28 protein-coding genes are annotated in these 25971 nt (G+C 41.0%); 16 read left to right on the plus strand and 12 right to left on the minus strand.

The window, feature by feature from the left end; genetic code table 11:
* Positions 1–61: 61 nt before the first annotated feature.
* Positions 62–1357: a tyrosine--tRNA ligase gene (gene tyrS / locus D1013_RS19455; RefSeq protein ID WP_121850814.1), complete on the minus strand. Its 1296-nt coding sequence runs from the start codon at positions 1355–1357 to the stop codon at positions 62–64.
* A gap of 102 nt (positions 1358–1459) precedes the next feature.
* On the opposite strand from tyrS, the gene D1013_RS19460 reads away from it, so the two are divergent.
* Positions 1460–2467: an NAD-dependent epimerase/dehydratase family protein gene (locus D1013_RS19460; RefSeq protein WP_121850412.1), complete on the plus strand. Its 1008-nt coding sequence runs from the start codon at positions 1460–1462 to the stop codon at positions 2465–2467.
* On the opposite strand, the gene D1013_RS19465 is transcribed toward D1013_RS19460, so the two are convergent.
* Genes D1013_RS19465 through D1013_RS19475 form a run of 3 tightly spaced genes read right to left on the minus strand, consistent with a single transcriptional unit; the run spans position 2424 to position 4944 of the window.
* Positions 2424–2873, minus strand: a complete 450-nt coding sequence (locus tag D1013_RS19465; RefSeq protein WP_121850413.1) for a DUF4296 domain-containing protein — start codon at positions 2871–2873, stop codon at positions 2424–2426. The genes D1013_RS19460 and D1013_RS19465 overlap by 44 nt on opposite strands.
* A 6-nt stretch (positions 2874–2879) precedes the next feature.
* Entirely contained in the window at positions 2880–4214 is a 1335-nt protein-coding gene (locus D1013_RS19470; RefSeq protein WP_121850414.1) for a dihydroorotase, read from the minus strand.
* Position 4215: 1 nt separating this feature from the next.
* Positions 4216–4944 (minus strand): polyprenol monophosphomannose synthase, encoded by a 729-nt coding sequence (locus tag D1013_RS19475; protein WP_121850415.1) that lies wholly within the window; start codon positions 4942–4944, stop codon positions 4216–4218.
* 195 nt (positions 4945–5139) lie between these two features.
* Between D1013_RS19475 and D1013_RS19480 the strand changes: the two genes are divergently transcribed.
* The 3 genes from D1013_RS19480 to D1013_RS19490 are packed head-to-tail and all read left to right on the plus strand — an operon-like array spanning position 5140 to position 8184.
* Complete coding sequence (locus D1013_RS19480) at positions 5140–6771, plus strand: ArnT family glycosyltransferase (RefSeq protein ID WP_225621393.1); 1632 nt, start codon at positions 5140–5142, stop codon at positions 6769–6771.
* Positions 6771–7427 carry a DUF4271 domain-containing protein gene (locus D1013_RS19485; protein WP_121850417.1) on the plus strand — a complete coding sequence of 219 codons (657 nt, stop codon included), beginning with the start codon at positions 6771–6773 and terminating at the stop codon, positions 7425–7427. The genes D1013_RS19480 and D1013_RS19485 overlap by 1 nt, the downstream gene beginning before the upstream one ends.
* 10 nt (positions 7428–7437) lie before the next feature.
* Positions 7438–8184, plus strand: coding sequence for a uroporphyrinogen-III synthase (locus D1013_RS19490; protein ID WP_121850418.1), 747 nt, complete (start codon positions 7438–7440; stop codon positions 8182–8184).
* A 62-nt stretch (positions 8185–8246) separates the two neighbouring features.
* Here the strand turns inward: D1013_RS19490 and pckA are convergent, their stop codons facing one another.
* Positions 8247–9863 carry a phosphoenolpyruvate carboxykinase (ATP) gene (gene pckA, locus D1013_RS19495; RefSeq protein ID WP_121850419.1) on the minus strand — a complete coding sequence of 539 codons (1617 nt, stop codon included), beginning with the start codon at positions 9861–9863 and terminating at the stop codon, positions 8247–8249.
* A 30-nt stretch (positions 9864–9893) separates the two neighbouring features.
* Positions 9894–10280 carry a DUF423 domain-containing protein gene (locus D1013_RS19500; RefSeq protein ID WP_121850420.1) on the minus strand — a complete coding sequence of 129 codons (387 nt, stop codon included), beginning with the start codon at positions 10278–10280 and terminating at the stop codon, positions 9894–9896.
* Positions 10281–10358: 78 nt separating this feature from the next.
* On the opposite strand from D1013_RS19500, the gene D1013_RS19505 reads away from it, so the two are divergent.
* From D1013_RS19505 to D1013_RS19520, 4 genes are all read left to right on the plus strand, one after another.
* Positions 10359–11729 carry a saccharopine dehydrogenase family protein gene (locus D1013_RS19505; protein WP_121850421.1) on the plus strand — a complete coding sequence of 457 codons (1371 nt, stop codon included), beginning with the start codon at positions 10359–10361 and terminating at the stop codon, positions 11727–11729.
* A 66-nt stretch (positions 11730–11795) separates the two neighbouring features.
* Positions 11796–12266, plus strand: a complete 471-nt coding sequence (locus D1013_RS19510) for an Lrp/AsnC ligand binding domain-containing protein (RefSeq protein ID WP_121850422.1) — start codon at positions 11796–11798, stop codon at positions 12264–12266.
* Positions 12267–12306: 40 nt separating this feature from the next.
* The gene (locus D1013_RS19515; RefSeq protein ID WP_192466532.1) at positions 12307–12633 is read left to right on the plus strand and encodes a hypothetical protein; all 327 of its coding nucleotides are present in this window, start codon (positions 12307–12309) and stop codon (positions 12631–12633) included.
* A gap of 103 nt (positions 12634–12736) precedes the next feature.
* Positions 12737–13255 carry a ferritin gene (locus D1013_RS19520; protein ID WP_121850423.1) on the plus strand — a complete coding sequence of 173 codons (519 nt, stop codon included), beginning with the start codon at positions 12737–12739 and terminating at the stop codon, positions 13253–13255.
* Positions 13256–13338: 83 nt separating this feature from the next.
* Here D1013_RS19520 and D1013_RS19525 read toward each other — a convergent pair whose 3' ends face one another.
* The 3 genes from D1013_RS19525 to D1013_RS19535 form a co-directional block, all read right to left on the minus strand.
* Positions 13339–14034: a zinc metallopeptidase gene (locus D1013_RS19525; protein ID WP_121850424.1), complete on the minus strand. Its 696-nt coding sequence runs from the start codon at positions 14032–14034 to the stop codon at positions 13339–13341.
* A 125-nt stretch (positions 14035–14159) separates the two neighbouring features.
* The gene (gene ald, locus D1013_RS19530) at positions 14160–15260 is read right to left on the minus strand and encodes an alanine dehydrogenase (RefSeq protein ID WP_121850425.1); all 1101 of its coding nucleotides are present in this window, start codon (positions 15258–15260) and stop codon (positions 14160–14162) included.
* Between the two features lie 182 nt (positions 15261–15442).
* Complete coding sequence (locus D1013_RS19535) at positions 15443–18493, minus strand: leucine--tRNA ligase (protein WP_121850426.1); 3051 nt, start codon at positions 18491–18493, stop codon at positions 15443–15445.
* 80 nt (positions 18494–18573) lie between these two features.
* Here D1013_RS19535 and D1013_RS19540 point away from each other — a divergent pair, with 80 nt between their 5' ends.
* The 5 genes from D1013_RS19540 (at position 18574) to D1013_RS19560 (ending at position 22148) form a co-directional block, all read left to right on the plus strand.
* The gene (locus D1013_RS19540) at positions 18574–19452 is read left to right on the plus strand and encodes a cell division protein FtsX (RefSeq protein ID WP_121850427.1); all 879 of its coding nucleotides are present in this window, start codon (positions 18574–18576) and stop codon (positions 19450–19452) included.
* Positions 19453–19526: 74 nt separating this feature from the next.
* Positions 19527–19796 carry a DUF3098 domain-containing protein gene (locus D1013_RS19545; protein WP_121850428.1) on the plus strand — a complete coding sequence of 90 codons (270 nt, stop codon included), beginning with the start codon at positions 19527–19529 and terminating at the stop codon, positions 19794–19796.
* A 2-nt stretch (positions 19797–19798) separates the two neighbouring features.
* Positions 19799–20593 carry an undecaprenyl-diphosphate phosphatase gene (locus D1013_RS19550; RefSeq protein WP_121850429.1) on the plus strand — a complete coding sequence of 265 codons (795 nt, stop codon included), beginning with the start codon at positions 19799–19801 and terminating at the stop codon, positions 20591–20593.
* A gap of 42 nt (positions 20594–20635) precedes the next feature.
* Positions 20636–21349 (plus strand): tRNA pseudouridine(55) synthase TruB, encoded by a 714-nt coding sequence (truB, locus tag D1013_RS19555; RefSeq protein ID WP_121850430.1) that lies wholly within the window; start codon positions 20636–20638, stop codon positions 21347–21349.
* A 73-nt stretch (positions 21350–21422) separates the two neighbouring features.
* Positions 21423–22148: a hypothetical protein gene (locus D1013_RS19560; protein ID WP_121850431.1), complete on the plus strand. Its 726-nt coding sequence runs from the start codon at positions 21423–21425 to the stop codon at positions 22146–22148.
* On the opposite strand, the gene D1013_RS19565 is transcribed toward D1013_RS19560, so the two are convergent.
* Positions 22125–22751 carry a thioredoxin family protein gene (locus tag D1013_RS19565; protein WP_121850815.1) on the minus strand — a complete coding sequence of 209 codons (627 nt, stop codon included), beginning with the start codon at positions 22749–22751 and terminating at the stop codon, positions 22125–22127. The genes D1013_RS19560 and D1013_RS19565 overlap by 24 nt on opposite strands.
* A 166-nt stretch (positions 22752–22917) precedes the next feature.
* Here D1013_RS19565 and D1013_RS19570 point away from each other — a divergent pair, with 166 nt between their 5' ends.
* From D1013_RS19570 to D1013_RS19580, 3 genes are read left to right on the plus strand one after another with little or no spacing between them, the layout of a single operon-like run.
* A complete protein-coding gene (locus tag D1013_RS19570) occupies positions 22918–23481 on the plus strand; it encodes a DNA-3-methyladenine glycosylase I (RefSeq protein ID WP_121850432.1) in 564 nt (187 codons plus the stop codon).
* Between the two features lie 10 nt (positions 23482–23491).
* Positions 23492–24085: a hypothetical protein gene (locus D1013_RS19575; protein ID WP_225621392.1), complete on the plus strand. Its 594-nt coding sequence runs from the start codon at positions 23492–23494 to the stop codon at positions 24083–24085.
* The gene (locus D1013_RS19580; protein WP_121850433.1) at positions 24066–24752 is read left to right on the plus strand and encodes a DUF2490 domain-containing protein; all 687 of its coding nucleotides are present in this window, start codon (positions 24066–24068) and stop codon (positions 24750–24752) included. The genes D1013_RS19575 and D1013_RS19580 overlap by 20 nt, the downstream gene beginning before the upstream one ends.
* On the opposite strand, the gene aat is transcribed toward D1013_RS19580, so the two are convergent.
* Together aat and D1013_RS19590 are read right to left on the minus strand one after the other, a co-directional pair.
* Positions 24723–25376, minus strand: coding sequence for a leucyl/phenylalanyl-tRNA--protein transferase (aat, locus tag D1013_RS19585; RefSeq protein ID WP_121850434.1), 654 nt, complete (start codon positions 25374–25376; stop codon positions 24723–24725). The two genes, D1013_RS19580 and aat, sit on opposite strands and share 30 nt — an antisense overlap.
* Before the next feature lie 157 nt (positions 25377–25533).
* On the minus strand, positions 25534–25911 hold the full coding sequence (locus D1013_RS19590) for a DUF3127 domain-containing protein (protein WP_121850435.1): 378 nt from the start codon (positions 25909–25911) through the stop codon (positions 25534–25536).
* Positions 25912–25971: the final 60 nt, after the last annotated feature.

Consider the following 25971-nt stretch of genomic DNA (forward strand, 5'->3'; position numbering starts at 1 on the left):
ATTCTAACGCAAGAAAATTTAAAATATTGGCTAAGAGCTTATTGTAAAATCAATTACTTTCTTAGACTACGACAAGAACGAAATAATTTTTCTTACCCCGTTGCAACAAAACGAACTTGTTGTTGATCAAGTCGGTATCTGTAATCATGTAGTCAGCTTTCACCTTTTCTTTGTTAACAGAGATAGAGTTCTGCTTAAGCTCTCGCCGTGCCTCACTATTAGAACCTAGAAATCCGGTCTTGTCTGCCAAGGCACCGATCATATCAAGACCGCCTTCTAATTCGGATCTAGAGACCTCAGCTTGGGGCACACCCTCGAAAACATCTAAGAATGTCTTTTCATTAAGCTTTCTCAAATCTTCTGAAGTTGATTTCCCAAAGAGAATATTACTGGCCTTTTGTGCATTTTCCAAATCATCTTCTGAATGAACCATTACCGTGATTTCTTCGGCCAAACGCTTCTGAAGTTGTCGTAAATGCGGAGCTTCTTTATGCGATTCAACTAATGAAGCCACCTCATCTTGACTCAAAAAAGTAAAAATCTTAATGTACTTTTCAGCATCTTCATCTGAAGTGTTCAACCAGTATTGGTAAAAGCGATAAGGTGATGTTCTCTCGGCATCTAACCAAACATTACCACTTTCGGTCTTTCCGAATTTTGTACCATCGGCCTTGGTAATTAACGGACAGGTAAGGGCAAAGCCCTTGCCGTTACCGATTCTTCGAATCAATTCGGTACCGGTAGTAATATTTCCCCACTGGTCGCTACCACCCATTTGCAGTGTGCAATTGTACTTTTCGTACAGATACAAAAAGTCGTAGCCCTGAACCAACTGATAGGTAAATTCAGTGAACGACATACCTTCTTTTGCTTCCGCAGAAAGTCTCTTCTTCACCGAATCTTTGGCCATCATATAGTTGACCGTTATATGCTTGCCAACATCTCTAATAAAGTCAAGAAAGGAGAAATCTTTCATCCAATCATAATTATTGACCAATACGGCACTGTTGTCAGTATCGCTATCAAAATCTAAAAAACGGCTTAACTGCTCTTTCAGGGCATTTTGATTATGCCTTAAAGTAGCTTCATCAAGTAAGTTTCTTTCTGCAGATTTCCCCGAAGGATCACCAATCATTCCTGTGGCACCACCGATCAATGCATAGGGTTTATGACCGGCCAACTGAAAATGGCGAAGCATCATCACCCCTACCAAATGCCCGATGTGCAAAGAATCTGCCGTAGGGTCGATACCTACATAGGCAGACTGAATGCCGTTCATCAGATGTTCTTCGGTTCCGGGCATTGCATCATGCAACATTCCCCTCCATTTTAATTCTTCAACAAAGTTTGATGCCATTTTAAGCTGTTTCTTAAATTTCATGCAAATATAAAGGTTAATAACCGCCTTGCCCTGTAAGTTTAAAGGAATTTATACGGCCCTATTGCCTATTTTTGAAACATGATTCTAGTTACAGGAGGTACCGGATTGGTAGGTGCGCATCTATTATTAAGATTGACAAAAGAAAACGATTCGGTACGGGCCATTCGAAGAAAAGAGAGTGATCTGGAACAGGTTAAAAAAGTATTCAGCTATTATGAAAACGACGTAGCGACTCTTTTCAATAAAATTCAGTGGATTGAAGCAGATGTAACTGACATTCCCGCTCTCGAAACAGCTTTTGATGGCATTGATTTGGTATACCATGCCGCCGCCCTTATTTCATTTGATCCGGCAGATTACAAAAAACTTTACAAAGCCAATACCGAGGGTACGGCCAACATCGTAAATCTTTGTATAGCCAAAAAAATTCGTAAGCTCTGTTATGTAAGCACCATTGGTGCTATCGGAAAAAGCTTGAAGGGAAAAAATGCCGATGAAAACAATGCCTGGACCAGCCAAGACGCAAATGTTTATGCCCTTACCAAACATGCCGCAGAAATGGAGGTATGGCGTGGCTCTCAAGAAGGCTTGGAAGTTGTAATAGTAAACCCCGGAGTTATTATCGGCCCTGGGTTTTGGGAAACCGGAAGCGGTTCCCTTTTCAAAATAGCCAGCAAACAACATCAATTTTACCCTCCGGGCGGTACAGGGTTTATCATTGTTGACGATGTGATAGAAATGATGGTCGGCCTAATGAATTCAGACATCAAAAACGAACGGTTTATTGCCGTAGCAGAAAACCTGACCTACCTAGAGATACTCACACGAATAACGAAAGCCATGAATCTTAAACCGCCGTTTAAAGAATTGAAAAAATGGCAGCTGGAGATAGGAAGATGGTTCGATTGGCTGAGAAATCTATTTATTAAATCGGGTAGAAGAATCACCAAGAACTCGGTTCGTTCTCTTCACAATCGAGAACTATACCAAAATGAAAAGATAAAAGAACGGATGGGCTTTCAATTCCAGCCGCTTGACCCGCTTATTTCGTTTTGCTCTCGGAAATTTCTCGAAGAGAATCCTTAACCCTTTGAGCCTCTTCTTGCTTACGCTCTAACTCTATTCTCTTGATACTATCTTGAACTTCTTTGGCTTCTTTAAAGACATTCTGGTCTTTTTCCAATAAAGCCTCCACATTTAGATACATGGTCTTATATTCTGCAGGTAACGATGCATAATATTTATCGCTCTCAACAAATTGCAGGCTATCAACGTCATACTTCGCATAGATATACTCCATAATATCAACATTGTTTTCACGAAGCACACTTACATTCGTTGTTTTGGCCGCATTAATGATCGCTACATCTTTCAATATCAAGACCATCTTATCTTTACCAATAAGGTTCTCGGGCGGTTCAATCAACTGGTCATTGCAAGCGCACAAAAGAACCACGGAGCAAAACAAAACTATTTTTAATTTGATAGCCATCGTTACCTAACGGTTAAAAGTGAGTCTACGACCATGGGTTTCGGGGGAGAATTTACCGTTTGCATAAGCCATATGCCCGTTGACAAAAGTATGGGTAATTTTAGAACCAAAGGTATGGCCCTCAAAAGGTGACCAACCACACTTGTAGGCGATATTGCTTTTCTCTACCTTCCAAGGATTGTCTAAATCGGCCACTACCAGATCGGCATAATACCCTTCCCGCAGATAACCTCGATTTTCTATATCAAAAAGAATAGAGGGGTTATGGCACATTTTTTCGATAATTTTTTCAAGTGAGATTACTCCTTCGTGATATTTATCGAGCATAGCGGGCAAAGCATGTTGTACCAACGGCCCTCCTGAAGGTGCTTTGGTATACACATTCTCTTTTTCTTGCAACAAATGGGGTGCATGATCGGTAGCGATTACATCAAGCCGGTCGTCAAGCAAAGCTTCCCATAATCGAGATCTATCTTGAGCCGTTTTCACGGCCGGGTTCCATTTGATAAGCGTGCCCTTCTCATCATAATCTTCATCGGCAAACCAAAGGTGGTGTATACAAACCTCTGCTGTAATCTTCTTATCTTTTAAAGGAATGTCATTTCGAAAAAGTGAAGTCTCTTTACCTGTAGAGAGATGAAAAACATGAAGCCTTGCACCCGTTTTCTCAGCCAAGGCTATGGCTTTCGAAGATGATAGATAACAAGCTTCTTCACTACGAATCAGGGGATGAAATTTAACGGGAATATCATCTCCGTATTTTTCTTTGTATTTCGCTAAATTAGCTCGAATGGTGCCTTCGTCTTCACAGTGCGCCGAAATGACCATTTCGGTGCTGCTGAAAATTTTCTCTATGACCTCTTCATTGTCAACCAGCATATTACCTGTAGAAGAGCCTAAAAAGAGCTTGACACCGGAACAAGCTTTTTTGTCCAACCGCTTGATTTCTTCAAGGTTGTCATTGGTACCACCAAACAAAAACGAATGATTGGCAAAAGCGCTTTTTGCGGCCATGGCAAATTTCTCTTCGAGCTTTTCAATGGTCACTGTCTGCGGATTGGTATTCGGTTGCTCCATAAATGAAGTAATACCTCCGGCGACAGCAGCGCGACTTTCAGATGCGATATCACCCTTATGCGTCAAGCCTGGCTCCCTAAAATGAACTTGGTCATCTATTATTCCCGGCATTAGGTACTTTCCGTTTACATCTAATACCTCTGCCGATGCCTCGGTAATGTCACGGTCGATTCTTTCTATTCGATCGTCTTTCAATAGAACATCACTTTCGTAAACCTTATTCTCATTTACAAGAATCGCGTTCTTGATCAAGATCTTTTTCATACTAAAACTTACTTTTTTGAAACAAGCTTCTCAGTTTCATCATAAAAACTCCGATTACGGCCTCATTGATGATGGCCGAGCTCATCTTCGATTTGCCCTTGACCCTATCCCTAAAAATAATCGATATTTCTTCAATTTTGTAGTTCTTGAGATAAGCCCTGAATTTCATTTCTATTTGAAAAGCATACCCCACAAAACGTACCGAGTCAAGATCTATATTTTCCAGAACATGCCTCTTGTAACAAACAAAGCCGGCAGTAGGATCATGTACACGCATACCGGTAATCACCTTTACATAAAATGAGGCCCCATAAGACAAAAGAACTCTATAGAGTGGCCAGTCGACCACATTAACCCCTTTTTTATACCTTGATCCTACAGAAACATCTGCCCCGTTCAGACAAGCCCTGTACAATCTTGGAAGATCCTCAGGATTGTGCGAGAAGTCAGCATCCATCTCAAAAATGAAGTCATATTTTTTAGCAATGCCCCATTTAAAACCGTGAATATAAGCGGTACCCAAACCTGACTTCTCGGTACGTGTCTCTAGAAACAAGCGGTCGCTATATTCTTCTTGCAGCTCATTTACCTTGCCTGAAGTGCCATCTGGCGAGTTGTCATCTACAATTAAAACATGAAAAACCTTGTTCAAAGAAAATACAGCCCTGATGATGGCCTCTATATTCTCAATTTCATTGTATGTGGGTATAATTACAAGACTATCTGACATACGTGGGTCAATGGTTGCGCAAAAATAGTGTTTTCGAGGCTGTTGGGGCAGACCCGTGTAGGAATTGTGAAATTTTTAGACATTGTTGAAATATCATAATTCGTAATTTTGCCCGTTGTATAAGCAAATGCCCACCTTTAAACTGAATTCATCGAACCAATAATGAAGTCCAGCCTTTCCCGAAAATTCCTTCTTTTGCTAGGAGTCATTTTTGTGCTCAACCTAATTCAGTCGTATACCACCCCTTTAATTTTTGATGAGGCCTATTATTGGCATTACGCCCAAAATTTAAGTTGGGGGTATTTTGACCATCCGCCTTTTGTGGCCCTTATGGTCAAGTTGGGCGGTCTTGTTTTTGAAGGAGAACTTGGGGTTCGTTTCGTCAGCTGCATTCTCTCGGCAGCGATGATGATTGTTTTATGGTTATGTATCGACGATGAGCGAAAGAAAAATTACGAAGTTCATTTCTTTGTCTTGGTGTTTTCTATGGCGCTTTTGAATGCCTATGGTTTTTTTACCCTGCCCGATACACCCCTTTTGTTCTTCACGGCACTGTTTCTCTATGTTTATAAAAGATTTCTTGAGCATGGCACTTGGTTATGGTCATTAGCACTTGGCCTAACGATGGCGGGTCTTATGTATAGCAAGTACCACGCGGCATTGGTCATTTTCTTTGTTTTGTTCTCCAACCTCAAATTGACTTTGAACAAATATGCTTGGGGTGCCGTTCTTATAGCATTGGCATGCTACGTTCCTCATTTTATCTGGCTTTTTGACAACGATTTTGTTACCATTAAATACCATCTTTTTGATAGGCCGAACGACCCCTATAGTTTTACTAAATACACTTTAGGTTACTTTGTAAATCTTATCGCACTATTCGGGCTTACTTTCCCTTGGGTTTATTGGTCGCTGTTCAAGACGAAGAATACCGATAAATTCACCAAGGCATTATTATTTCTGACCTACGGCATTATCATTTTCTTTTTCGTATCGAGTTTCAACCGCCGTATTCAAACACAATGGATTATTGTTATCACCATTCCTTTAATCTTATTGGTTTTTAGACAAATAATGGCTCATAATTCCATAAGAAAATGGATTTTTAGAACCGGAATCGCCAACGGAATTTTAATACTATATCTTAGAGTTGGTCTCGTCTATGAGTCTATCTCTCCCATCTATTATGAAACCCATGGCAATAAAGAATGGGTAGCGCAGATTAAATCTGAAATTGGCGATATGCCGGTAGTTTTTGAGAACTCGTACCGCAATGCGCCCATGTACCAATTTTATGCTCATGTACCTACCTACTCACTGAACAATCTGATGTACCGCCGCAATCAATATTCCATTGATGATTCGGAAAGCAAGGTACAGCACCAGAAAATCTTGTACATTTCAAGAAGACCTTCTAATGCCGATCTAGAATTCCCGAAAGGGGACGGCAAAATGTATTACGGACAGTTTATTGATGATTTTGAATCTTTTCGAAAGTTAGAAACTTTGATTGAAGAGCCTGTCTCACTCAATTTTGAGCAGAACCAAACGTTTAAGGTATACAATCCGTATAACGAACCGATAGACTTGAGTAAACTAAAGTTCAATATTGCCTATTTGACACCCTATAAAGACGTGAAAGACCGTATGGCAATTAAGGCAACACCTCTTGAAAAGAATATAAGCTCATTGCCGGCCAAAGACACAGTTTCGTTTAGTTTCAAGTTTCCCAAACCCAAAATGTCAGATCCTACGTATTTTAGGATAGGTATTTCTGAAAACGGACTCATACACGGCATTAATGGCGTAAACACAAAATTTGAATAATGGAACCTATACTACGTACCGTCGGAACCGCTGATTGGATGACCATTATTCTAGTGACCAGCCTCGTCTTCTTGGTATTGGCCAAGCGACTTTTTTACACACGGTTTATGAATTTCATCATACTGCCCTTCAACAACAAGTACATATTTATGTATAATAAGAAAGAGAAATTAGTCAGCTGGTTTCATATTTTCTTTACCATTTTTCAAACATTGAATTTTGCCTTGTTCGTCTATTTGGTCAGAAAGGTCTTGATTGCCCCTTCGACCGACGAATACCCTTTTATGTACCCAATTATATTAGGGTGCATCGTAGGTTTTTTGGTCGTGAAAATGGTTTTACAGCTAAGTAATGGCTTCATTTTTGGCTCGAACAGAACCATAGGTGAGTTAATTTTTAAGAAATTGTCATACTTAAACTACAGCGGCTTAGTTATGTTCATTGCGAATTTACTAATGGTATATGTAGTAAAAAACTCAATCGTTATCGTTTATGCTTCAATTCTAATCATTCTCCTCATAAATATAATTGGTTGGGCCACAGTACTGAGGAATCATCAAAAATTTATAACCAACTACTTTTTCTATTTTATTTTGTACCTTTGCGCTCTTGAAATTTCCCCGTTTATTATTATTGGCAGTTATCTGAAACTTTAATTCGACTTATATGAAAGTAAAGACGATTTTGGTCTCTCAACCGGAACCAAAAATGGAGAATTCGCCTTACTCAAGGCTGATTGACAAGGAAAAAGTCAAAGTTGATTTTAGGCCTTTCATCCATGTTGAGGGGGTTGATGCAAAAAATGTCCGCCAGCAAAAAATTGATCTTAAGAACTACTCCGCTATCATTTTGACCAGTAGAAATGCTGTAGACCACTTCTTTAGAATTGCGGAAGAAATGCGCTTTAAGGTGCCGGACACCATGAAATATTTCTGTCAGTCGGAAGCTGTAGCCTACTATTTGCAAAAATATGTGGTTTACAGAAAGAGAAAAATTTATGTAGGGCAGAGAAACTTCCAAGACCTGGTTCCTTTGTTCAAAAAGTATAAAAACGAAAAGTTTTTACTTCCTTCTTCCGATGTTTTAAAGGAAATAATTCCTACAACTCTAGATGAAGTTGGTGTTGATTGGAAACGCGGTATTTTTTACAAAACCGTCATCAGCGACCTTTCAGACCTTCGTGATGTATACTACGATATCTTGGTTTTCTTCAGCCCTTCAGGCATTGAATCATTATTGAAGAATTTCCCTGATTTTGAACAAAAAGAAACCCGTATTGCAGTATTCGGTAATTCTACCATTACAGCAGCGACCGACGCGGGTCTTCGAATCGACATTAAGGCACCGACACCTGAAACCCCATCAATGACCATGGCACTTCAAAAGTATATTACTACGGTAAACAAGAAGTAAAAAGGTTCTACAAAACACATTAAAAAAGCCCGTTACATCAACGGGCTTTTTCGTATCTAAAACTAAAAGGCATACCGCTGCGGACCGCCACGACGAATTTCTTCGCTGGCATAAGACTCAAACTTTTTAAAGTTCTCACGAAATGCATTGGTCAATTTAAAGGCAGTGGTATAATATGCCTGATCATCGTTCCAAGTGGCCCTCGGGCTCAAAACACTGGTAGGCACACCTGGGCACTCACGAGGTTGCGCTACACCAAAAACCGAATGAATATGGTAATCATCATAGTTGTATAGACCAAGGTCTCCGTTTAGAACGGCATTGATCATGGCCCTTGTGTATTTCAGTTTCATTCGCGTACCAACACCATACGGTCCACCCGTCCATCCGGTATTCACCAACCATACGTTCACTTTTGCTTCCTGCATTTTCTTACTTAGCATTTCGGCATATTTCGCAGGATGCAAAGGCATAAACGGAGCCCCGAAACAAGCAGAGAAAGACGGGATGGGTTCAACCACACCAGCTTCGGTTCCGGCCACCTTAGCAGTGTAACCCGATATAAAGTGGTAGGCCGCCTGGCTCGGTGTGAGTTTAGAAATGGGAGGCAGAACACCAAAGGCATCCGCCGTTAAAAAGAATATATTTTTTGGGTTCTTGCCAATAGATGGCCTTTGAACATTTTCTATATGATAGATGGGATAGCTAACACGGGTATTTTGGGTAATGGAGGTATCGGAGAAATCAACCCTTCCATGTGCATCCATCACAACATTCTCAAGAATGGCGCCTTTCTTGATCGCACCGTAAATTTCAGGTTCATTTTCCTCTGATAGATTGATTACTTTTGCATAACAGCCTCCTTCAAAATTAAATACGGCATTTTCATTGTTCCAACCATGCTCATCATCACCAATTAATTTTCGGGAAGCGTCAGTAGAAAGGGTGGTTTTACCTGTTCCGGAAAGACCAAAGAAAATAGCTGTATCACCTTTGGCACCAACGTTCGCCGAGCAGTGCATGGGCAAAGTATTCTTTTCAACAGGCAAAATAAAGTTGAGCGCCGAAAAAATGCCTTTTTTGATTTCTCCCGTATAACCGGTGCCGCCAATCAAAGCTATTTTTTGTGTGAAGTTGAGAATGGCAAAATTATGTTGTCGCGTACCATCGACCTCTGAGTTCGCCATAAAACCTGGGGCATTGATGACCGTCCACTCCGGGTCGAAGTTTCGTAATTCTTCCTCGGTAGGGCGAATGAACATATTGTAGGCAAACATATTCGACCATGGGTATTCATTTATTACCCTAATATCCATACGGTAATTATGGTCGGCGCAGGCATAACAATCACGTACATACAATTCTTTACTGTTCAAATAAGCGATTACTTTTTTATAGAGCGCATCAAACTTATCCGCTTCAAAAGGTATATTGATATCTCCCCACCATACCCTATCTTTCGTCACCTCATCTTTAACAATAAATCGATCTTTGGGCGATCGTCCGGTAAATTCACCTGTTTTGATAGCCAATGCTCCCGAAGAAGCTACTTCGCCCATACCTTTTTCTAAAGAGATTCGATGAAGTTCTTTCGGTGGCAATTGATAATGAAAATTGTCATGTTCGATACCGTAGGCCTTCAAAGAAATGCGAGACCTATTGTTCTTTAAGTTGTTCATGAAGTTGAGTTTATCTGTAGTTAAAGTTTTTTAGTCCAAACTTTTATATACCCTGTAGCCCAATAACCCCCAGCCTACAATCAAAAGAGTGCCCCCAATAGGCGTAATAAAAGCTATTGACTTAAAATCAAAACCCGTCAATGAATTGGTCGCCAATAGATAAATGGAAAAGGAGAAAAATACGATTCCAACAAGCAGCAACCAGAATACGCTCATTTTAGATTTTTTGGAGAGATTAGGCATAATAGCCACTAAAATCATGAGCAAGGCGTGGTACATTTGGTATTTGACTCCTGTTTCAAAAGTCTGAAGAGCCCCATCGTCTAAAACCTTTTCAAGACCGTGCGCCCCAAAAGCACCAATAATTACGGCCAGCATTCCTAATGCGATTCCCGACAAACAAATTGTTTTGTTCATAACATCAAATATATTCTTTTTTGTATTTATAACAATTGATACCTTAGTAGTACGAATGTTGAACAAAAATAATGGCCTATGCGTAAAATATTGGTCCTTGGAGCTGGCAAATCAACTTCTTACCTTCTTGACTATTTTTTGGAGAAATCTGAATCGGAAAAAATTAGAATCACTATCGGTGACCTACACCCTGAAGCGATTGCTCCCCATATCAGAAACCATCACGCCTGTGAAGTAGTTTCGTTAGATATTTTTGAGGAAGCATCTCGTCTGCAATTGATATACCAAAGCGATATTGTAGTCTCAATGCTTCCTGCAAGTCTTCATTACATTATCGCCAAAGATTGTCTCATTAAAGGCAAACACCTCGTTACCGCTTCATACATCAGTTCTGAACTAAAAAAGCTTTCTAAAGATGTGGAGCATAAAGGGCTGATCTTTATGAACGAAATCGGCTTAGATCCCGGCATCGACCATATGAGCGCCATGCAGGTTATCGACCGTATTCGAAATCAAGGTGGAAAAATGATTTTATTCGAGTCTTTCACTGGAGGATTGGTAGCACCCGAGAGCGACAACAACCTATGGAACTATAAATTCACTTGGAACCCGAGAAACGTAGTGCTTGCAGGACAAGGCGGAACCGCCAAATTTATTCAAGAGGGCACCTATAAATACATACCGTATCACCGCTTGTTCAGGCGTACCGAATTTTTTGACATTGAGGGGTATGGGCGTTTTGAAGGATACGCCAATCGCGACTCGCTCAACTATCGAGAAGCCTACGGACTCAAAGATGTTCTCACCCTATACAGGGGTACCTTAAGGCGTGTCGGCTTCTCAAAAGCATGGAACCTATTTGTACAGCTGGGCATGACCGATGATAGCTATATAGTTGAAAACTCAGAAGGAATGTCTTACCGTGACTTCACCAACCTTTTTCTGCCCTATTCACCTACCGATTCGGTTGAACTCAAATTACGTCATTACCTAAAAATCGATCAAGACGATATCATGTGGGAAAAGCTACTGGAGCTAGATTTGTTCAACCCCGAAAAAACCGTTCCCTTGGAAAATGCCACTCCCGCCCAAATGTTGCAATACATTTTAGAATCATGTTGGACTTTGAGCGATACTGACAAAGATATGATAGTCATGTACCACAAATTCGGATATGAGCTTGATGGAGAAAAATATCAGATAGACTCCAATATGGCGGTTATCGGCGAAAATCGCACACATACGGCCATGGCAAAAACGGTGGGCCTTCCAGTTGCGATGGCAACGTTGGCCATATTAAACAAAAAAATTACCACCCCCGGGGTGCAAATACCGCTTAAAAGCGAAGTATATGAGCCTATTTTGTCAGAACTTAAATCATACGGAATAGCATTTAAGGAGTACGAAGTGCCCTATCTCGGTTACAACCCTGAAACTTTCATTGTTTAATAGCATCTTCCAAGTTATCGATTCACTATATTTTCGTTAATTTGAACATCAACTTGAAACGAAATCATGAAATCTGATAACGAAAATGTCAAAATAGATGGCATTGACAAAAAAATACTTAGATATCTCATGGAAGATGCGCGTAAACCTATTCTTGAAATAGCCCGAAAAATCGGTATTTCAGGGGCGGCCATTCATCAACGTCTTCGAAAGTTAGAGGCGTCCGGCCTTTTATCGGGGTCTAAGTTTGTCATCAACCCCAAAGTAATGGGCTATACTACGATGGCCTATATTGGCATTTATTTAGATAAGGCCATGAGCAATCCGGCAGCGGTAAAGCAACTGGAGAAAATTCCCGAGGTGCTCGAATGCCATTACACCACTGGCAACTGGTCGATTCTTATAAAAGTGCTTTGTAGGGATAACGAGCATTTGATGCATGTTTTAAATAAAGAGATCCAACAAATTGAAGGTGTATCAAGAACTGAAACCTTTATTTCGCTCGCACAGCAAATTGATCGACAAATTCAGATATAATATTTGTATTAAATCTAAATAAGGATTATTTTTGTCCTCAATGGAGCTAATTCACTCATCGAACTACTACGCTTTTTTCCAATCGGATAAGGAAAGATGCTTTTATATTGATTTTGGCCAGAAGGTGGTACGACTATCTTTCTGCCAGTTGTTGGCTTTACGACAAAAAGTATGGGCCATTCGTATAGAAGACCATTTCGATGGTGAACTCAATGCCCACGGATTCGAAATTTTAGCCCTTTGTAATAAAGAACACCTTTTTGTTCTTAATACTTTAGAAATTTTAGACCTTAAAGAACTTCTTATCGGAGCTTTCTCTTTTTTCGATATCTGCGTTCCTACTTCAACCCGAGCCCAAAGGGTCTAGTTCTTCACTAATTTTTAATCAATCTAAAACCAGTTACAAACTAGCCTGACTAGTAGCTAAATAGCTATTTCTTTGGTATCTTTGGTGTAGAAAGTTAGATACCATGAAAGATATAGCTAGACAAAGTTTGAGTATAAAGGTCGAAAGTATGGACCTACTCAACAATCAGATAAAAATGGAGGCACACGCCTCTGCAACATACTTGGCCATGGCCTCTTGGTGTGATCAAAACGGATTTTTCACCGGCGCCAAATTTTTCTATAAGCAAGCGGAAGAAGAGCGCGAGCATATGATGAAAATTTTTCAATTTGTCATCGATGCCGGCGGAAATGCCATTTCGCCTGAAATAGGTGGAATTTCACATGAATATTCTTCTATTGTAGATATTTTCGAGAATGCTCTAGATCATGAAATACGAGTGACCAAATCAATTCATAATATTGTGATGAAAGCCCGTGAAGTGGGTGATTTGGCTACAGAGCGTTTTCTAGACTGGTTCGTATTGGAGCAAGTGGAAGAAGAGAACACCATTCGCGATATTCTCGATATGATCGAGTTGACCGGCACCGAAGGCGTAGGTCTACAAATAATCGATGGCAAAATTAATGATTGGATAGACTAATTTATCCAAAAAGAAAAAAGCTTATAAACTAAAAGACCCCGAACCAATGGTTCGGGGTCTTTTTTTATTTTTCTGAACGAAACTTAATCCCTTCCGCCAAGTACCTGCATTCCCCAATAGACCAATGTTGCCAAAGAACCTATAGCAGCCACCAAGTAGGTTCTAGCCGCCCATTTTAAAGCATCTTCTGAACCCTTATATTCTTCCGGGGTTACCATGTTCTTGTTTTTTAGCCAAGCCAGGGCACGGTTACTGGCATCATATTCAACAGGCAATGTCACAAAACTGAACAATGTGGCAAAACCCATCATTACCAAACCTGCTATGGCAATCCAAAAACCCAAACCGACTCCGGCTGCCGCACCAAGCATCAATCCACCAAAAACAACCCACATCGAGAAACTGGAAGTAACACTAACTATTGGCACCAATTTAGATCTCATCGTCAACCACTCATAGGCCTGTGCATGCTGTACCGCGTGGCCGCATTCGTGTGCCGCAACCGCTGCCGCCGAGGCATTTCTCTGACTATAAACACCCTCACTCAAGTTTACGGTTTTGTTCTTCGGGTTGTAGTGGTCGGTCAACATTCCAGGAGTTGAAATCACCTTTACATCACGAATGCCGTGGTCTGCCAACATCTTTTCGGCAATTTCGGCTCCGCTCATCCCGTTTCGTAAATGCACTTTAGAATAGTGCTTGAACTTACTTTTTAGTTTGCTACTTACGAGCCAGCTCACCAAGGCAATGGCTCCGATAAGTATATAATAACCCATCATAATTTTCTAATTTAATCGTAATAAAGATACTAAGTTTCCCCATCCAATGGGAAACCTTCTTCACTTAACGTCAAAAACCCCGCCATATTAGAACGGGGTGCTCCTTACTGACAAAATGTACATGGTCAGGCTTTCGTTCCCGTCCAATTGAAGGCCTCTATAATTTCCCTATAAACCACCTTCCCATCGGTGATATTAAGTCCCTTTTGCAAAGAACTATCCATCTCACAGGCTTTTTGCCAACCCAAATTGGCCAACTTAAGAACATACGGCAGGGTAACATTCGTCAAAGCCATAGTCGAAGTATAGGGCACGGCACCGGGCATATTGGCTACCGTGTAGTGCAACACATCATCAATTATATAAACAGGGTCTTCATGGGTAGTCGGCCGTGTAGTTTCAACACAGCCACCTTGGTCAACGGCTACATCTACGATAACGGTGCCCGGCCTCATTTCGCTCAACATATCTCTAGTGATTAGATTGGGGGCTTTTGCGCCTTTGAGCAACACTCCGCCAACTATGAGGTCGTGTGACCTTATGTGCTTTCTAATATTGAATTCATTTGAAAACTCGGTTACTACGTGCGGTGGCATAACATCGTTTACATAGCGCAATCGTTTCAAATTAATGTCAAGAATGGTTACGTGGGCGCCCAATCCTGCTGCCATTTTAGCAGCCTGAATACCAACGACTCCCGCCCCTAACACCAGAACCTTACCAGGTGCTACCCCAGGCACACCACCTAAAAGTACCCCTCTACCCTTGGCCGGTTTCTCCAGGTATTTGGCTCCCTGCTGAATCGCCATTCTACCGGCCACCTCTGACATCGGTGTCAACAAGGGCAGGGTGCCGTCTTCATCTTCTACCGTTTCATAGGCAATACAGGTCGCACCACTCTTAATCATGGCCTTGGTCAAGGCTTCACTGGATGCAAAATGAAAATAGGTAAATATTACTTGCCCTTTCTGCACCATCTCATACTCTTCTTCAATTGGCTCTTTTACCTTCACGATCATTTCGTTCATGGCATAAACATGCCCGATGGTATCTAAAATGATAGCACCGGCCTTTTTATAGTCGTGGTCGTAGAAACCACTGCCTTCTCCGGCACCCGATTGAACATGAACGCTATGGCCATTTTTTACCAATTCGTAAACCCCGGCAGGGGTCATACCCACTCGACCTTCGTTGTTTTTGATTTCTTTTGGTACACCTATTTTCATTTGAGTTGCCTTTTAAGTTCCTTCAAAATTGGAATAAAAATTGGGCAACTGAAAACAAAGTCGTTAAAAACTAATGCTTAATAGGCTAGAAAACACATTTTTATAACAAAACACCCCTCAAAATAGAGGGGTGTTAATTTCAAAAGTTGATATTTTAGGAATTTCTAATAATAGAATAGCCGTTAGCCAACGATATTTACGATTTTACCGGGCACCACAATTACCTTTTTGGGGGTTCGCCCTTGTAATTGCTGCTGCGTTTTTTCGTGGGCCAATACAGCGGACTCAATATCTTCTTTAGACATATCCAAAGGAAGCTCTAGTTTAAAACGCATTTTTCCGTTAAAGGAAATAGGATATTCTTTGCTACTTTCTACCAAGTACTTCTCCTCAAATTTAGGGAAAGGCGCCTCAGAAATAGATTCTGTGTGACCCAATTTTTCCCAAAGTTCTTCAGCGATATGAGGCGTATAAGGCGATACTAGAATAATCAAAGGCTCTAAAATTTGACGACTGGCGCATTTTTGAGACGATAGTTCGTTTACGGCAATCATAAAGGTAGAAACCGAGGTGTTAAAGCTAAAGTTCTCAATATCTTCCTCTACTTTTTTAATGGTTTTATGAAGCGTTTTCCAAGAGTCTTTACTAGGTTCTTCGTCATTGACCATAAAAGCACCATCGACACCACCATGGTACAAACGCCAAAGTTTTTTCAAGAAGCTGTGAACACCGGTGATTCCGGCTGTATTCCAAGGTTTGGATTGCTCCAACGGACCCAAAAACATTTCATACAAACGGAGGCTGTCTGCCCCAAACTCTTCACAAATAGCATCTGGGTTGACTACGTTGTATTTGGACTTGGACATTTTTTCTACTTCGCGGGCAACTATATAACCATTTCCTTTCCCTATTATTAGCCTTCCAGTATCATCTACAAATATAGCTTCTGCGAATTCAGGCCGCCACTTTTTAAATCCTTCAATATCTAATTCGTCCGAAGCATTTACCAAAGAAACATCAGCGTGTATTTTCTGAATATCATCAACTCTTAAACTTACATTGGCAAAACCTTTCCCATACTTTCCTGTAAAAATATCTTCGAGTGAAGTTTGCAAATCGGCAGCAACGTCAGCATCTTTTACCAAACTAGAAACTAAGGTATAACTGACAAAAATCTGAGTATTGAGAACTTCATTTTTAATATTATAAGTCTCATCGAGGTTTTCTTTATCAAAACCTAACGTAATGGGCAACCTATAAACAAAGGCACTTGTCCCCGTAATCATCCCCTGGTTGATGAGTTTTTTGGCAAACTCGTCTTTGGGCACCAGGCCCTTATCGAACATAAACTTTTGCCAAAAACGGCTATACAACAAATGGCCGGTTGCGTGCTCGCTACCGCCAATATACAAGTCCACATCTTGCCAATAATTAATGGCATCTTGGGAGAAAATCTCTTGACTATTCTTGGGGTCCACGTTCATATATATATTGAAGTACTGCGAGCTACCTGCCCAACCAGGCATAGTATTCAAATCTAAGGCGAAGACCGTTTCGTTATCTATCTTACTGTTCGCCACTACTTTTTTGCTTACGGTATCCCAAGCCCACTCGGTGGCGTTACCCAAAGGCGGTTCTCCCGTTTCTGTTGGCAGATACTTATCCACCTCCGGTAAAGTTATTGGCAAATACTCTTCTTCGATCATGTACGGCAATCCATCGGCATCATAATACACCGGGAAAGGCTCACCCCAATAGCGTTGACGGCTAAAAACGGCATCACGAAGGCGGTAATTGACCTTGCCTTCTCCCTGGCCTAGTTTCTCCAATTCGGCAATCACTTTTTTGGTCGCCTCTTTATAGGGCAATCCGTTCAAGAAATCAGAATTGGCAATCACTGTATTTTCTTTGTCCGCAAACGCCTCCTCAGAAATATCAACACCTTCAAAAATATTCGGTATGTCGATATTAAAATGCTTAGCAAAATCATAATCGCGCTGATCGCCACAAGGCACGGCCATCACGGCACCTGTTCCGTAACCGGCCAAAACATAGTCTCCAATCCAAACAGGAATCGGTTCTTTCGTAAAAGGATGTTCTGCATACGCACCGGTAAATACTCCCGAAATGGTCTTTACATCTGCCATTCGCTCGCGTTCGCTTCGCTTGGCCGTAGCCTCGATATAGGCATCTACAGCCTCCTTTTGCTCAGGGGTGGTGATTTTTACCACCAAATCGTGCTCGGGAGCAAGAGTCATAAAACTTACCCCAAAAATAGTATCAGGTCTTGTTGTAAAAACTGAGATAGTATTCTCAAAATCCTTTAAGTTAAAGTCTACGGAGGCTCCAACGCTGCGACCAATCCAGTTGGTCTGTGAATCTTTTAAAGGCTGTGGCCAATCTACTTTTTGAAGTCCGTCTAACAATCGCTGGGCATAGGCGGTAATTCGCATGCTCCATTGGGTCATTTTTTTACGAACCACCGGGTGACCACCACGCTCAGAAACACCATTGACAATCTCATCATTTGCGAGCACGGTACCCAAGGCAGGGCACCAGTTCACTTCGCTTTCGGCCAAATAGGTCAGACGGTATTTTAGTAATAGTTCTTGTTTTTCCTTTTCTGAAAAAGCTTTCCAATCTTCTGCACTAAAAGAAGGGGTGTCTTCATCGCAAACGGCATTGATATCGGTGTTTCCGTTCTTCTCAAAAGCAGAAATTAAATCTGAAATATCTTCGGCCTTATCGGTATCGGTATTGTACCAAGAATTGAACAATTGAATAAACACCCATTGCGTCCATTTGTAATAATCGGGGTTAGAGGTACGCACCTCACGGCTCCAATCGAAAGAGAAGCCCATGCGGTCTAATTGATTGCGGTAACCCTCAATTTTCTTTCCTTCCTTATCAACTCCCCCTTCAATATTTACCCGAGTGGTATCGGCCGGATGCTGGCCTGTTTGAATGGCATACTGCTCCGCCGGAAGTCCGAAAGAGTCATAGCCCATGGGGTGCAGCACGTTAAAACCCTTATGCCTTTTATAGCGTGCATAAATATCACTGGCAATGTACCCCAAAGGGTGCCCCACATGCAGACCTGCACCGGAAGGATAGGGAAACATATCAAGCACATAAAACTTCTCTTTCTCAGAGTCGTTGCTGGCTTTAAATGTTTGATTTTTGGCCCAATATTCCTGCCATTTTTTCTCTATGCTATTGAAATCGTACTGCATGGGTGTGCTTTATTTTCTATGTCGCGCAAAAATAAGTTTATTCAATTTACTTTCCTAAATTTACGGCTGTATAGGCGTGTATGGGAAAATCATTTGAACAGTATCAAAGGCAGAAATTGATATCATCGTACTTCTCGGTGGCGTTAAGTATCGGGCTCGTACTGTTTTTGTTAGGTATTCTAGGCCTTTTGGTGCTCAACACCAAAAAGATGGCCGATCATTTTAAAGAGCAAATTACCATTTCTGTTTTTCTAAAGGATGAGGCGAAAGAATCGGAAGTCGACCAGCTTCAAAAAACGCTTATGCAGGCCGAACACACCAAAGCGGCCATTTATGTTTCAAAAGAAGAGGCCGCCGAACAGCACAGCGAAGAAATTGGTGAAGATTTTCAGGATTTTTTAGGTTACAACCCTTTAAAAAATTCCATAGACGTTCAATTGAAGGCCGATTTCGTTACCCCCGAACAAATTGAGCAAATTGCCCAAAATTTATCGGAGAAAAGTTATGTAGAAGAGGTGAGCTATGACAAACCTTTGGTAGGTCTTCTAACGGATAACGTGAAAAGAATCAGTTTCTGGATCCTGGTGGCCAGTGGTATTTTCACATTCATCGCCTTTCTTCTTATCAACAGTTCGATTCGTCTATCGATTTATTCAAAAAGATTTATCATCAAGACTATGCAGATGGTCGGGGCCACCAAAATGTTTATTCGTCGGCCTTTCATCTGGACGAACGTTAAACTTGGTATGCTCGGAGCACTTATCGCCATTGGGGTTCTGATCGCTTCATTGTACTATCTCGACCAAAATTTTCCGGAGCTGCAGCTTTTTGAAGAGTTGGAGATACTTGGCATGCTTTTCGGCGCCATCTTTTTGTTAGGTATACTAATTTCACTGGTCTGCACGTTTTTTGCAACACAGCGATTTCTCAATCTTCGTACCGACGAACTCTACTATTGATGTCGATGGTACGCTGAATTGTCAAGAAGTTCATAAAAAGTGACAACCAATAACTTTTTCCCTAAATTTGCAGCATGGGTAAAAAACATCAGAAGCAGGCCAATCAACCGCAGCGTCAAGAATTTATATTCCAAAAAAAGAATTACACTTTTATGTTCATAGGGGTGGCTTTCATTGCTTTGGGCTTTATTCTTATGAGTGGCGGTGGCAGCGATGACCCTAATGTATTCAACGAAGATATCTACAGCTTTAGAAGAATACGCTTGGCGCCTACCCTGGTATTGATCGGGTTGGGCATTGAGATTTATGCCATTTTGTTGAATCCGCACAAGAAGAAAAAATAACTTTGGATACTTTAGACGCCATCATTCTCGGAATCATTCAAGGATTGACCGAATTTTTACCTGTATCATCTAGCGGACATTTAGAACTGGGGAAGGCTATTTTAGGAGACAACTCCGTACCCGAAGAGAGTCTGTTGTTTACAGTTTTGCTCCATTTTGCCACTGCCTTGAGTACCTTGGTAGTCTTCAGAAAAGATGTTTGGGAAATTATCAAAGGTCTTTTGAGCTTTAAATGGAATGAAGAAACCCAATTTTCATTGAAAATTATTGTTTCAATGATTCCCGCTGTTTTTGTGGGGCTCTTTTTTGAAGAGCAGCTAGAAGCATTTTTCGGCGGCAACATTCGTTTTGTCGGTTTTATGCTATTGATCACGGCAGTACTTCTTTATTTGGCCGACAAGGCGAAAGACACCGATAAAACAGTGAGCTTTACAAATGCATTCATCATCGGTGTATCACAGGCAATTGCCATGCTACCTGGTATTTCAAGAAGTGGTGCCACTATCTCTACTTCCGTTTTATTGGGCGTCGATAAGACCAAAGCCGCACGTTTTTCTTTTTTGATGGTAGTTCCGTTAATTTTCGGAAAGATTGCCAAAGACCTGTTAAGCGGTGACCTTACCTTTAGCGGTAACAGCGGTATGGCCATGGGCGCTGGGTTCATTGCAGCTTTTTTAGCGGGATTGGCCGCCTGTACCTGGATGATACAATTGGTCAAGAAAAGTAAGCTATCGTATTTTGCCATTTACTGCCTTATCGTAGGCCTTATTGCTGTGGCATACGGATTTTGGGGATAGTTTTCCGCTTCCCATTTATTTATTTCATAATTCAATCAGGTAATGGATACCCGTACCAAAGAAGATTTTCTTAGCGGTCAGATTTTGCTCATTGACAAACCATTGAAATGGTCTTCATTTCAGGCAGTGAATAAATTAAAATGGGCCATCAGAAAGAAATTCGGCCTTAAAAAAATTAAGATTGGCCATGCCGGCACTTTAGACCCCTTGGCTACGGGTTTATTGATTGTTTGTTGTGGTAAGTTCACTAAAGAAATTCCCGAACTACAGGGTCAAGAAAAAGAATATACCGGCACAATTGTGTTGGGAGCCACCACCCCTTCTTATGATTTAGAAACCGAAATCGACCAAACCTTTTCCATTTCACATATTACCGAAGACTCTATACATAAAGGGGCTCAAAGCTTTATTGGAGAAATCGAACAACTACCTCCTGTATTCTCGGCCATAAAAAAAGATGGCAAACGACTCTACGAATATGCCAGAAAGGGTCAAGATGTAGAAATAAAAGCTAGAAAGGTTCATATTTCTACATTTGAAATAACAGAAATAGCATTGCCAAACCTCCAATTCAGGGTAGTTTGCAGCAAGGGTACTTATATTCGGAGTTTGGCACACGATTTGGGGCAAAAGTTAGGGTCGGGAGGCCATTTAAGTCAATTGAGAAGAACCAAAATAGGTGATTTCAACGTAAATAAAGCCCTAGACCCCAATAGCTTTGCCGAAAATTTATTGGGCCGACAAGAAGAGGAATAGTTTGATGTAAGGAAGGACTCCCGTTCGTCGACAAAACAAAATAATTTTAAAAATTTGTGGTTATAAACATAGTATGAATCTCAACCGTAAACAGTTATCGTTATTAATTACCTTTTTCTCAATGGGTATCGTAGTGCTTTGTCTCTATAATATTCATTTGGGAGGAATGGAAAAGGAAGACGAATATGTTGTTGAGATGGTACTGGACCAAGAAGAGCTGGAAGAAATTGAAGAGGAAGAGCCCGAAGAAGAAATGTCTGAGGCAGAAGCTATTAAAAGTCACATGGCTTACAACGAAGCTGCAAAACCCAGTTATGGCAATCCAGAACCACTAAAAACGTTACAAGAGATTTTAGAGGAACGCGAAGCTTCGGAAGAGGGCGAAACAACCGATGAACTTTCAGATTCTGATTATGCATCCCGCGTTGAGGAACTTCGTAAAAAAAGAGAAGAAGCTGAGCAAATGTTAGGCGAAAAGGAAGCCCAAAAGCAAGAATTCACCAATAATCTGGCAAAGCGCAGAACATCCGTATCATTTTCTTTGGTCGAGCGCAGCGGTTATAGATTACCCCCGCCAATATACACTTGTATCGAAGGTGGCAAAGTGGTCATCAATATAGAGGTTAATTCGGCGGGCAATGTGGTCGATGCCGATTTCAATTCAAAAAGCTCGGGCACATCGAATGGTTGTTTAGTAGATAATGCCATTGCTTACGCCTACAAAGCCAAGTTTAGCTCGGCGAGCAAATCTTCCCAAAAAGGAACGATCACGTACTTATTTCAGGGCAAGGCTCGCTAAAACCTCCCTTGCAATAGTTTGACCTTTGTCTTTATTATACCATTGCTGAAGCTCTTCTTTGAGTTCAGGCATAATTTTACCAAATTTCTCTTTGTGTTCGGTAACCATTCGTGCCGCCGGTTCAGGCCTAGGGCCCCATTCTTCGACCACTTCGTTTGAATTCTTATCGATTACAAGAAGTTTCGGTATCGAACGCGCACCATTGGTCAAAAACTCATCCATCAGTTCTAGGTGTTCATCCCGCAATACCACTTTTAAATCAACAACATCGCTTAACTCGGCAACCTTGTTCATAACAGGTAAGGCTGGTGACGCATCTCCACACCAACTTTCGGTCAAAACCAACAAAGTCAACGGCCTGTCTATATTTTCGATATCGCTTATTGTTTCGTCCGACAATTTAACGGTCTTATCAAACCGCTTCATGCGTCTATCGTTCAACATGGTATAATTGGCCAAAGCTTCAGTTTGATTCGGGCCGGTCGACCTACCCTCTAAAGCCAACTGGTTTACCATCTCACGATAATCGGGGTATGAAACGGCCTGCGAAAGGGCTTTCTTAATCAAAGTGGTCTGGGCTTCGTTTTCGGTAGATATTGACATTCTCATTTATTTTAACTGCCTTGTTGGTAGATTAAATTTCAAAAACCTTACAAAGGTCTTAAATGCTTTCCGTGATAAAAAATGATAAGAGTTTCTTTAACGGAAAGACCTCTCATTCACCTTGGCTTTTTAAAGTTTAGCCTATCTTTATTCAAAAAATTCACCCATGGAAAAACACCGCTGCGGATGGTGCGCCGGAGACGAGCAATACAAAGCATATCACGACCAAGAATGGGGCGTTCCCGTAAAAGATGATGATACACTTTTCGAGTTTTTGTTATTAGAATCTTTTCAAGCCGGATTAAGTTGGATCACCATTTTAAGAAAAAGAGAAAATTTTAAAAACGCTTTTGACAGTTACGATTACCGGAAAATCGCTACTTATTCACAGGAGAAAAAAGATGAGCTACAACAAAACGCCGGAATCATTCGAAACAAACTAAAAATAAATGCAACGGTCGGCAATGCACAAGCTTTTATGAAAGTGCAAGAAGAATTTGGTAGTTTTAGCAATTACATCTGGGGCTTCGTCAACCACCAACCTATTAAGAATTCGGTGGAAAACTATAAGAGCGCACCTGCCACTACCACTATTTCCGACGCGATAAGCAAAGACCTTAAAAAGCGGGGGTTTAAATTTGTTGGCAGCACCATCGTCTACGCATTTATGCAGGCAGTAGGCATGGTCAATGACCACGAAACTTCTTGCTTCAGGTACAACGAAGTTTAAACAACTATTTATGTTCAGTAAAAACCATCATAAAACCATTCTAACGGCCCTATTAATCTTCGTAACCACTTGGGGCTTTACCCAACATAAATACGAATGGGAACACCGCATTAGAAAAGCACAATTTCCTGATGAAGCGTTGCAATTGATTTCAGAAAAACTTCAAGATGCTAAACGCGTCAAGTTTTACAAAGAAACCGATAGCACAAAAGTGAGCTACGAAGCCAAATTCAAAAAAGACCGTTTGCACTACAGTATAGAGTTCGATGAAAATGGCGTACTAGAGGATGTTGAGATTCTTATTAAACCTGTAGATATACCGGATGATTCATACACCAAAATGACCAACTATCTCGGTAACTCCTTTAAAAAATACCGCATCAGAAGAATGCAGCAACACTATTCGGTAGGTAAAGAAGGTGTGGAGAAGACTTTGAGAAATGCTTTTCAAAACCTCATGCTGCCAAGTATCAAATATGAGTTGATAGTGGCTGGTAGAAAAGACGATGGGTATGAACAGTTTGAGATACTTTTTGATGCTGAAGGCAATGTTGAAAAAATAAGAAAGTCGCTACCACCGAACTATGACCACGTACTCTATTAAAAACTGGCTTTTTCTTATTTGCTTTCTTTCGGTTTTTCGGGTTTTATCTCAAGATGGAATAGTGGTGTATTTTGAACCGACCATGGCCTTCAACTATAAAGTGGCCACTAATTATTCCCACAACTTTGAGATTGGTAATCGTAACTACCTCTATGATGAAGAATTTCAATATAAGGTACGGCAGCTTGAAATAACTCATTTCTCTAAGTTGAATATTGGTATCGACCAAAGTATTGCTTTGGGTATCAGATACCGTTTTAGAGAAAATTTCGAAAACGATAAGGAGAACGAATTGCGACTTACAGAACAATATAACATTACCGACCGATTTAGAAATATGAGAATCGGTAACCGATTGAGGGTCGAGCAACGAATTAGTCCATCATTGACCACTCATAGATTTCGTTACAGGTTTGCTGTGGATGCACCTCTAAACGGAGAAAAGCTTGATGTAGGTGAAGCGTACGTAGTGGCTTCAACAGAAAGTCTTTTGAGCGCTGCCCAAGGGAACAAGCCTGAGTTTGACCAAAGACTGACCGGACATATCGGTTGGCTCTTGACCCCTGACACCAAATTACAGACAGGGCTTGAATACCGTGTCGAAAACTATGGTCAAACCCCCCAATACGTTATGCTTTTATTGACCAGCCTTGTTTTTTCTCTTTAGAATCTTTATAAATTCTTTTCTTGGTAGTTCTTTGGCCCCCAAGCTGGCCAAATGCTCGGTATACATTTGGCAATCGATAAGTTCATAGCCCTTTTCTTCGAGTTCTAGCGCCATTTTTATAAAAGCGTATTTTGAAGCATTGCTTTCTTTACTAAACATACTCTCACCACAGAAAACATGTCCTAAATCGATACCATAAAGTCCACCAACTAGGTTGTCCCCGTTCCAGACTTCATACGAAGTAGCCCAACCTTGTTCGTGCAGGGTGCTATAGGCTTTTTGCATACGATGGGTGATCCAAGTGCCGTCTTGGTCTTTTCGCTCTATTTTAGAACAGTTTTTCATTACCTCGGCAAAACAGGTATTCTTCGTTAACCTAAAATTACCCGTGCGAAGAACCTTTCTCATACTTTTAGAAATCTTCACCTCAGATGGCTTCAATACCATTCTTTTGGCAGGTGACCACCAAAGAATTAAGGCATCATCATTGAACCAAGGAAAAATACCGTTCGAGTAGGCCAATACAAGGCGTGCTACCGAAAGGTCTCCACCTACGGCCAACAATCCCTCGCTATTAGCCTCGGACACTGGAGGAAATTCTAATTTTTGCTCGACTACGTACATTATCGCTGTCTTTGTTCCAAAAATATTAAAATCAAAAAAATAGAAGCCCTAAAGTTCAAGTCTCTAAGAAAGTACTGGCAGGCAAGGCTTTTATCTAGAAAACAAAAAACCCGTAGCCTTTAAAGGCCACGGGTTTCGATTTTATCGGCCACTTGAACTAGAACGGTAGATCGTCGTGGTCATCTTCGTTTAAATCATCAACTGGGGCAAAAGCTTCCATAGGTGGTACCGGTGGCATTTGGCCTCCACTTGGCTCTTGCTGAAGGTTCTCGATACGCCAACCTTGAATAGAGTTGAAGTATTTAACCTCACCTTGTGGGTTGGTCCACTCCCTACCTCGAAGATTGATGCTTACCTTCACATCTTGCCCTATATTGTAGTTGTTCAAAAGGTCAGTTTTATCTTGAACGAACTCGATCATCAAATGCTGTGGGTACTGTTCTTCAGTCGTTATCACCACCTCACGCTTTCTAAAACCATTGTTACCAAAGGTTTGAACATCCCCGATTTGCTTAATTTTTCCCTGTACTTCCATGACTACGAATTATATGTTAACTAAATACTTTAATTTTTAAAAGTAGGGTTATTAGAAGTT

It is taken from the genome of Euzebyella marina, assembly GCF_003687485.1.
Classification (GTDB): domain Bacteria; phylum Bacteroidota; class Bacteroidia; order Flavobacteriales; family Flavobacteriaceae; genus Euzebyella; species Euzebyella marina.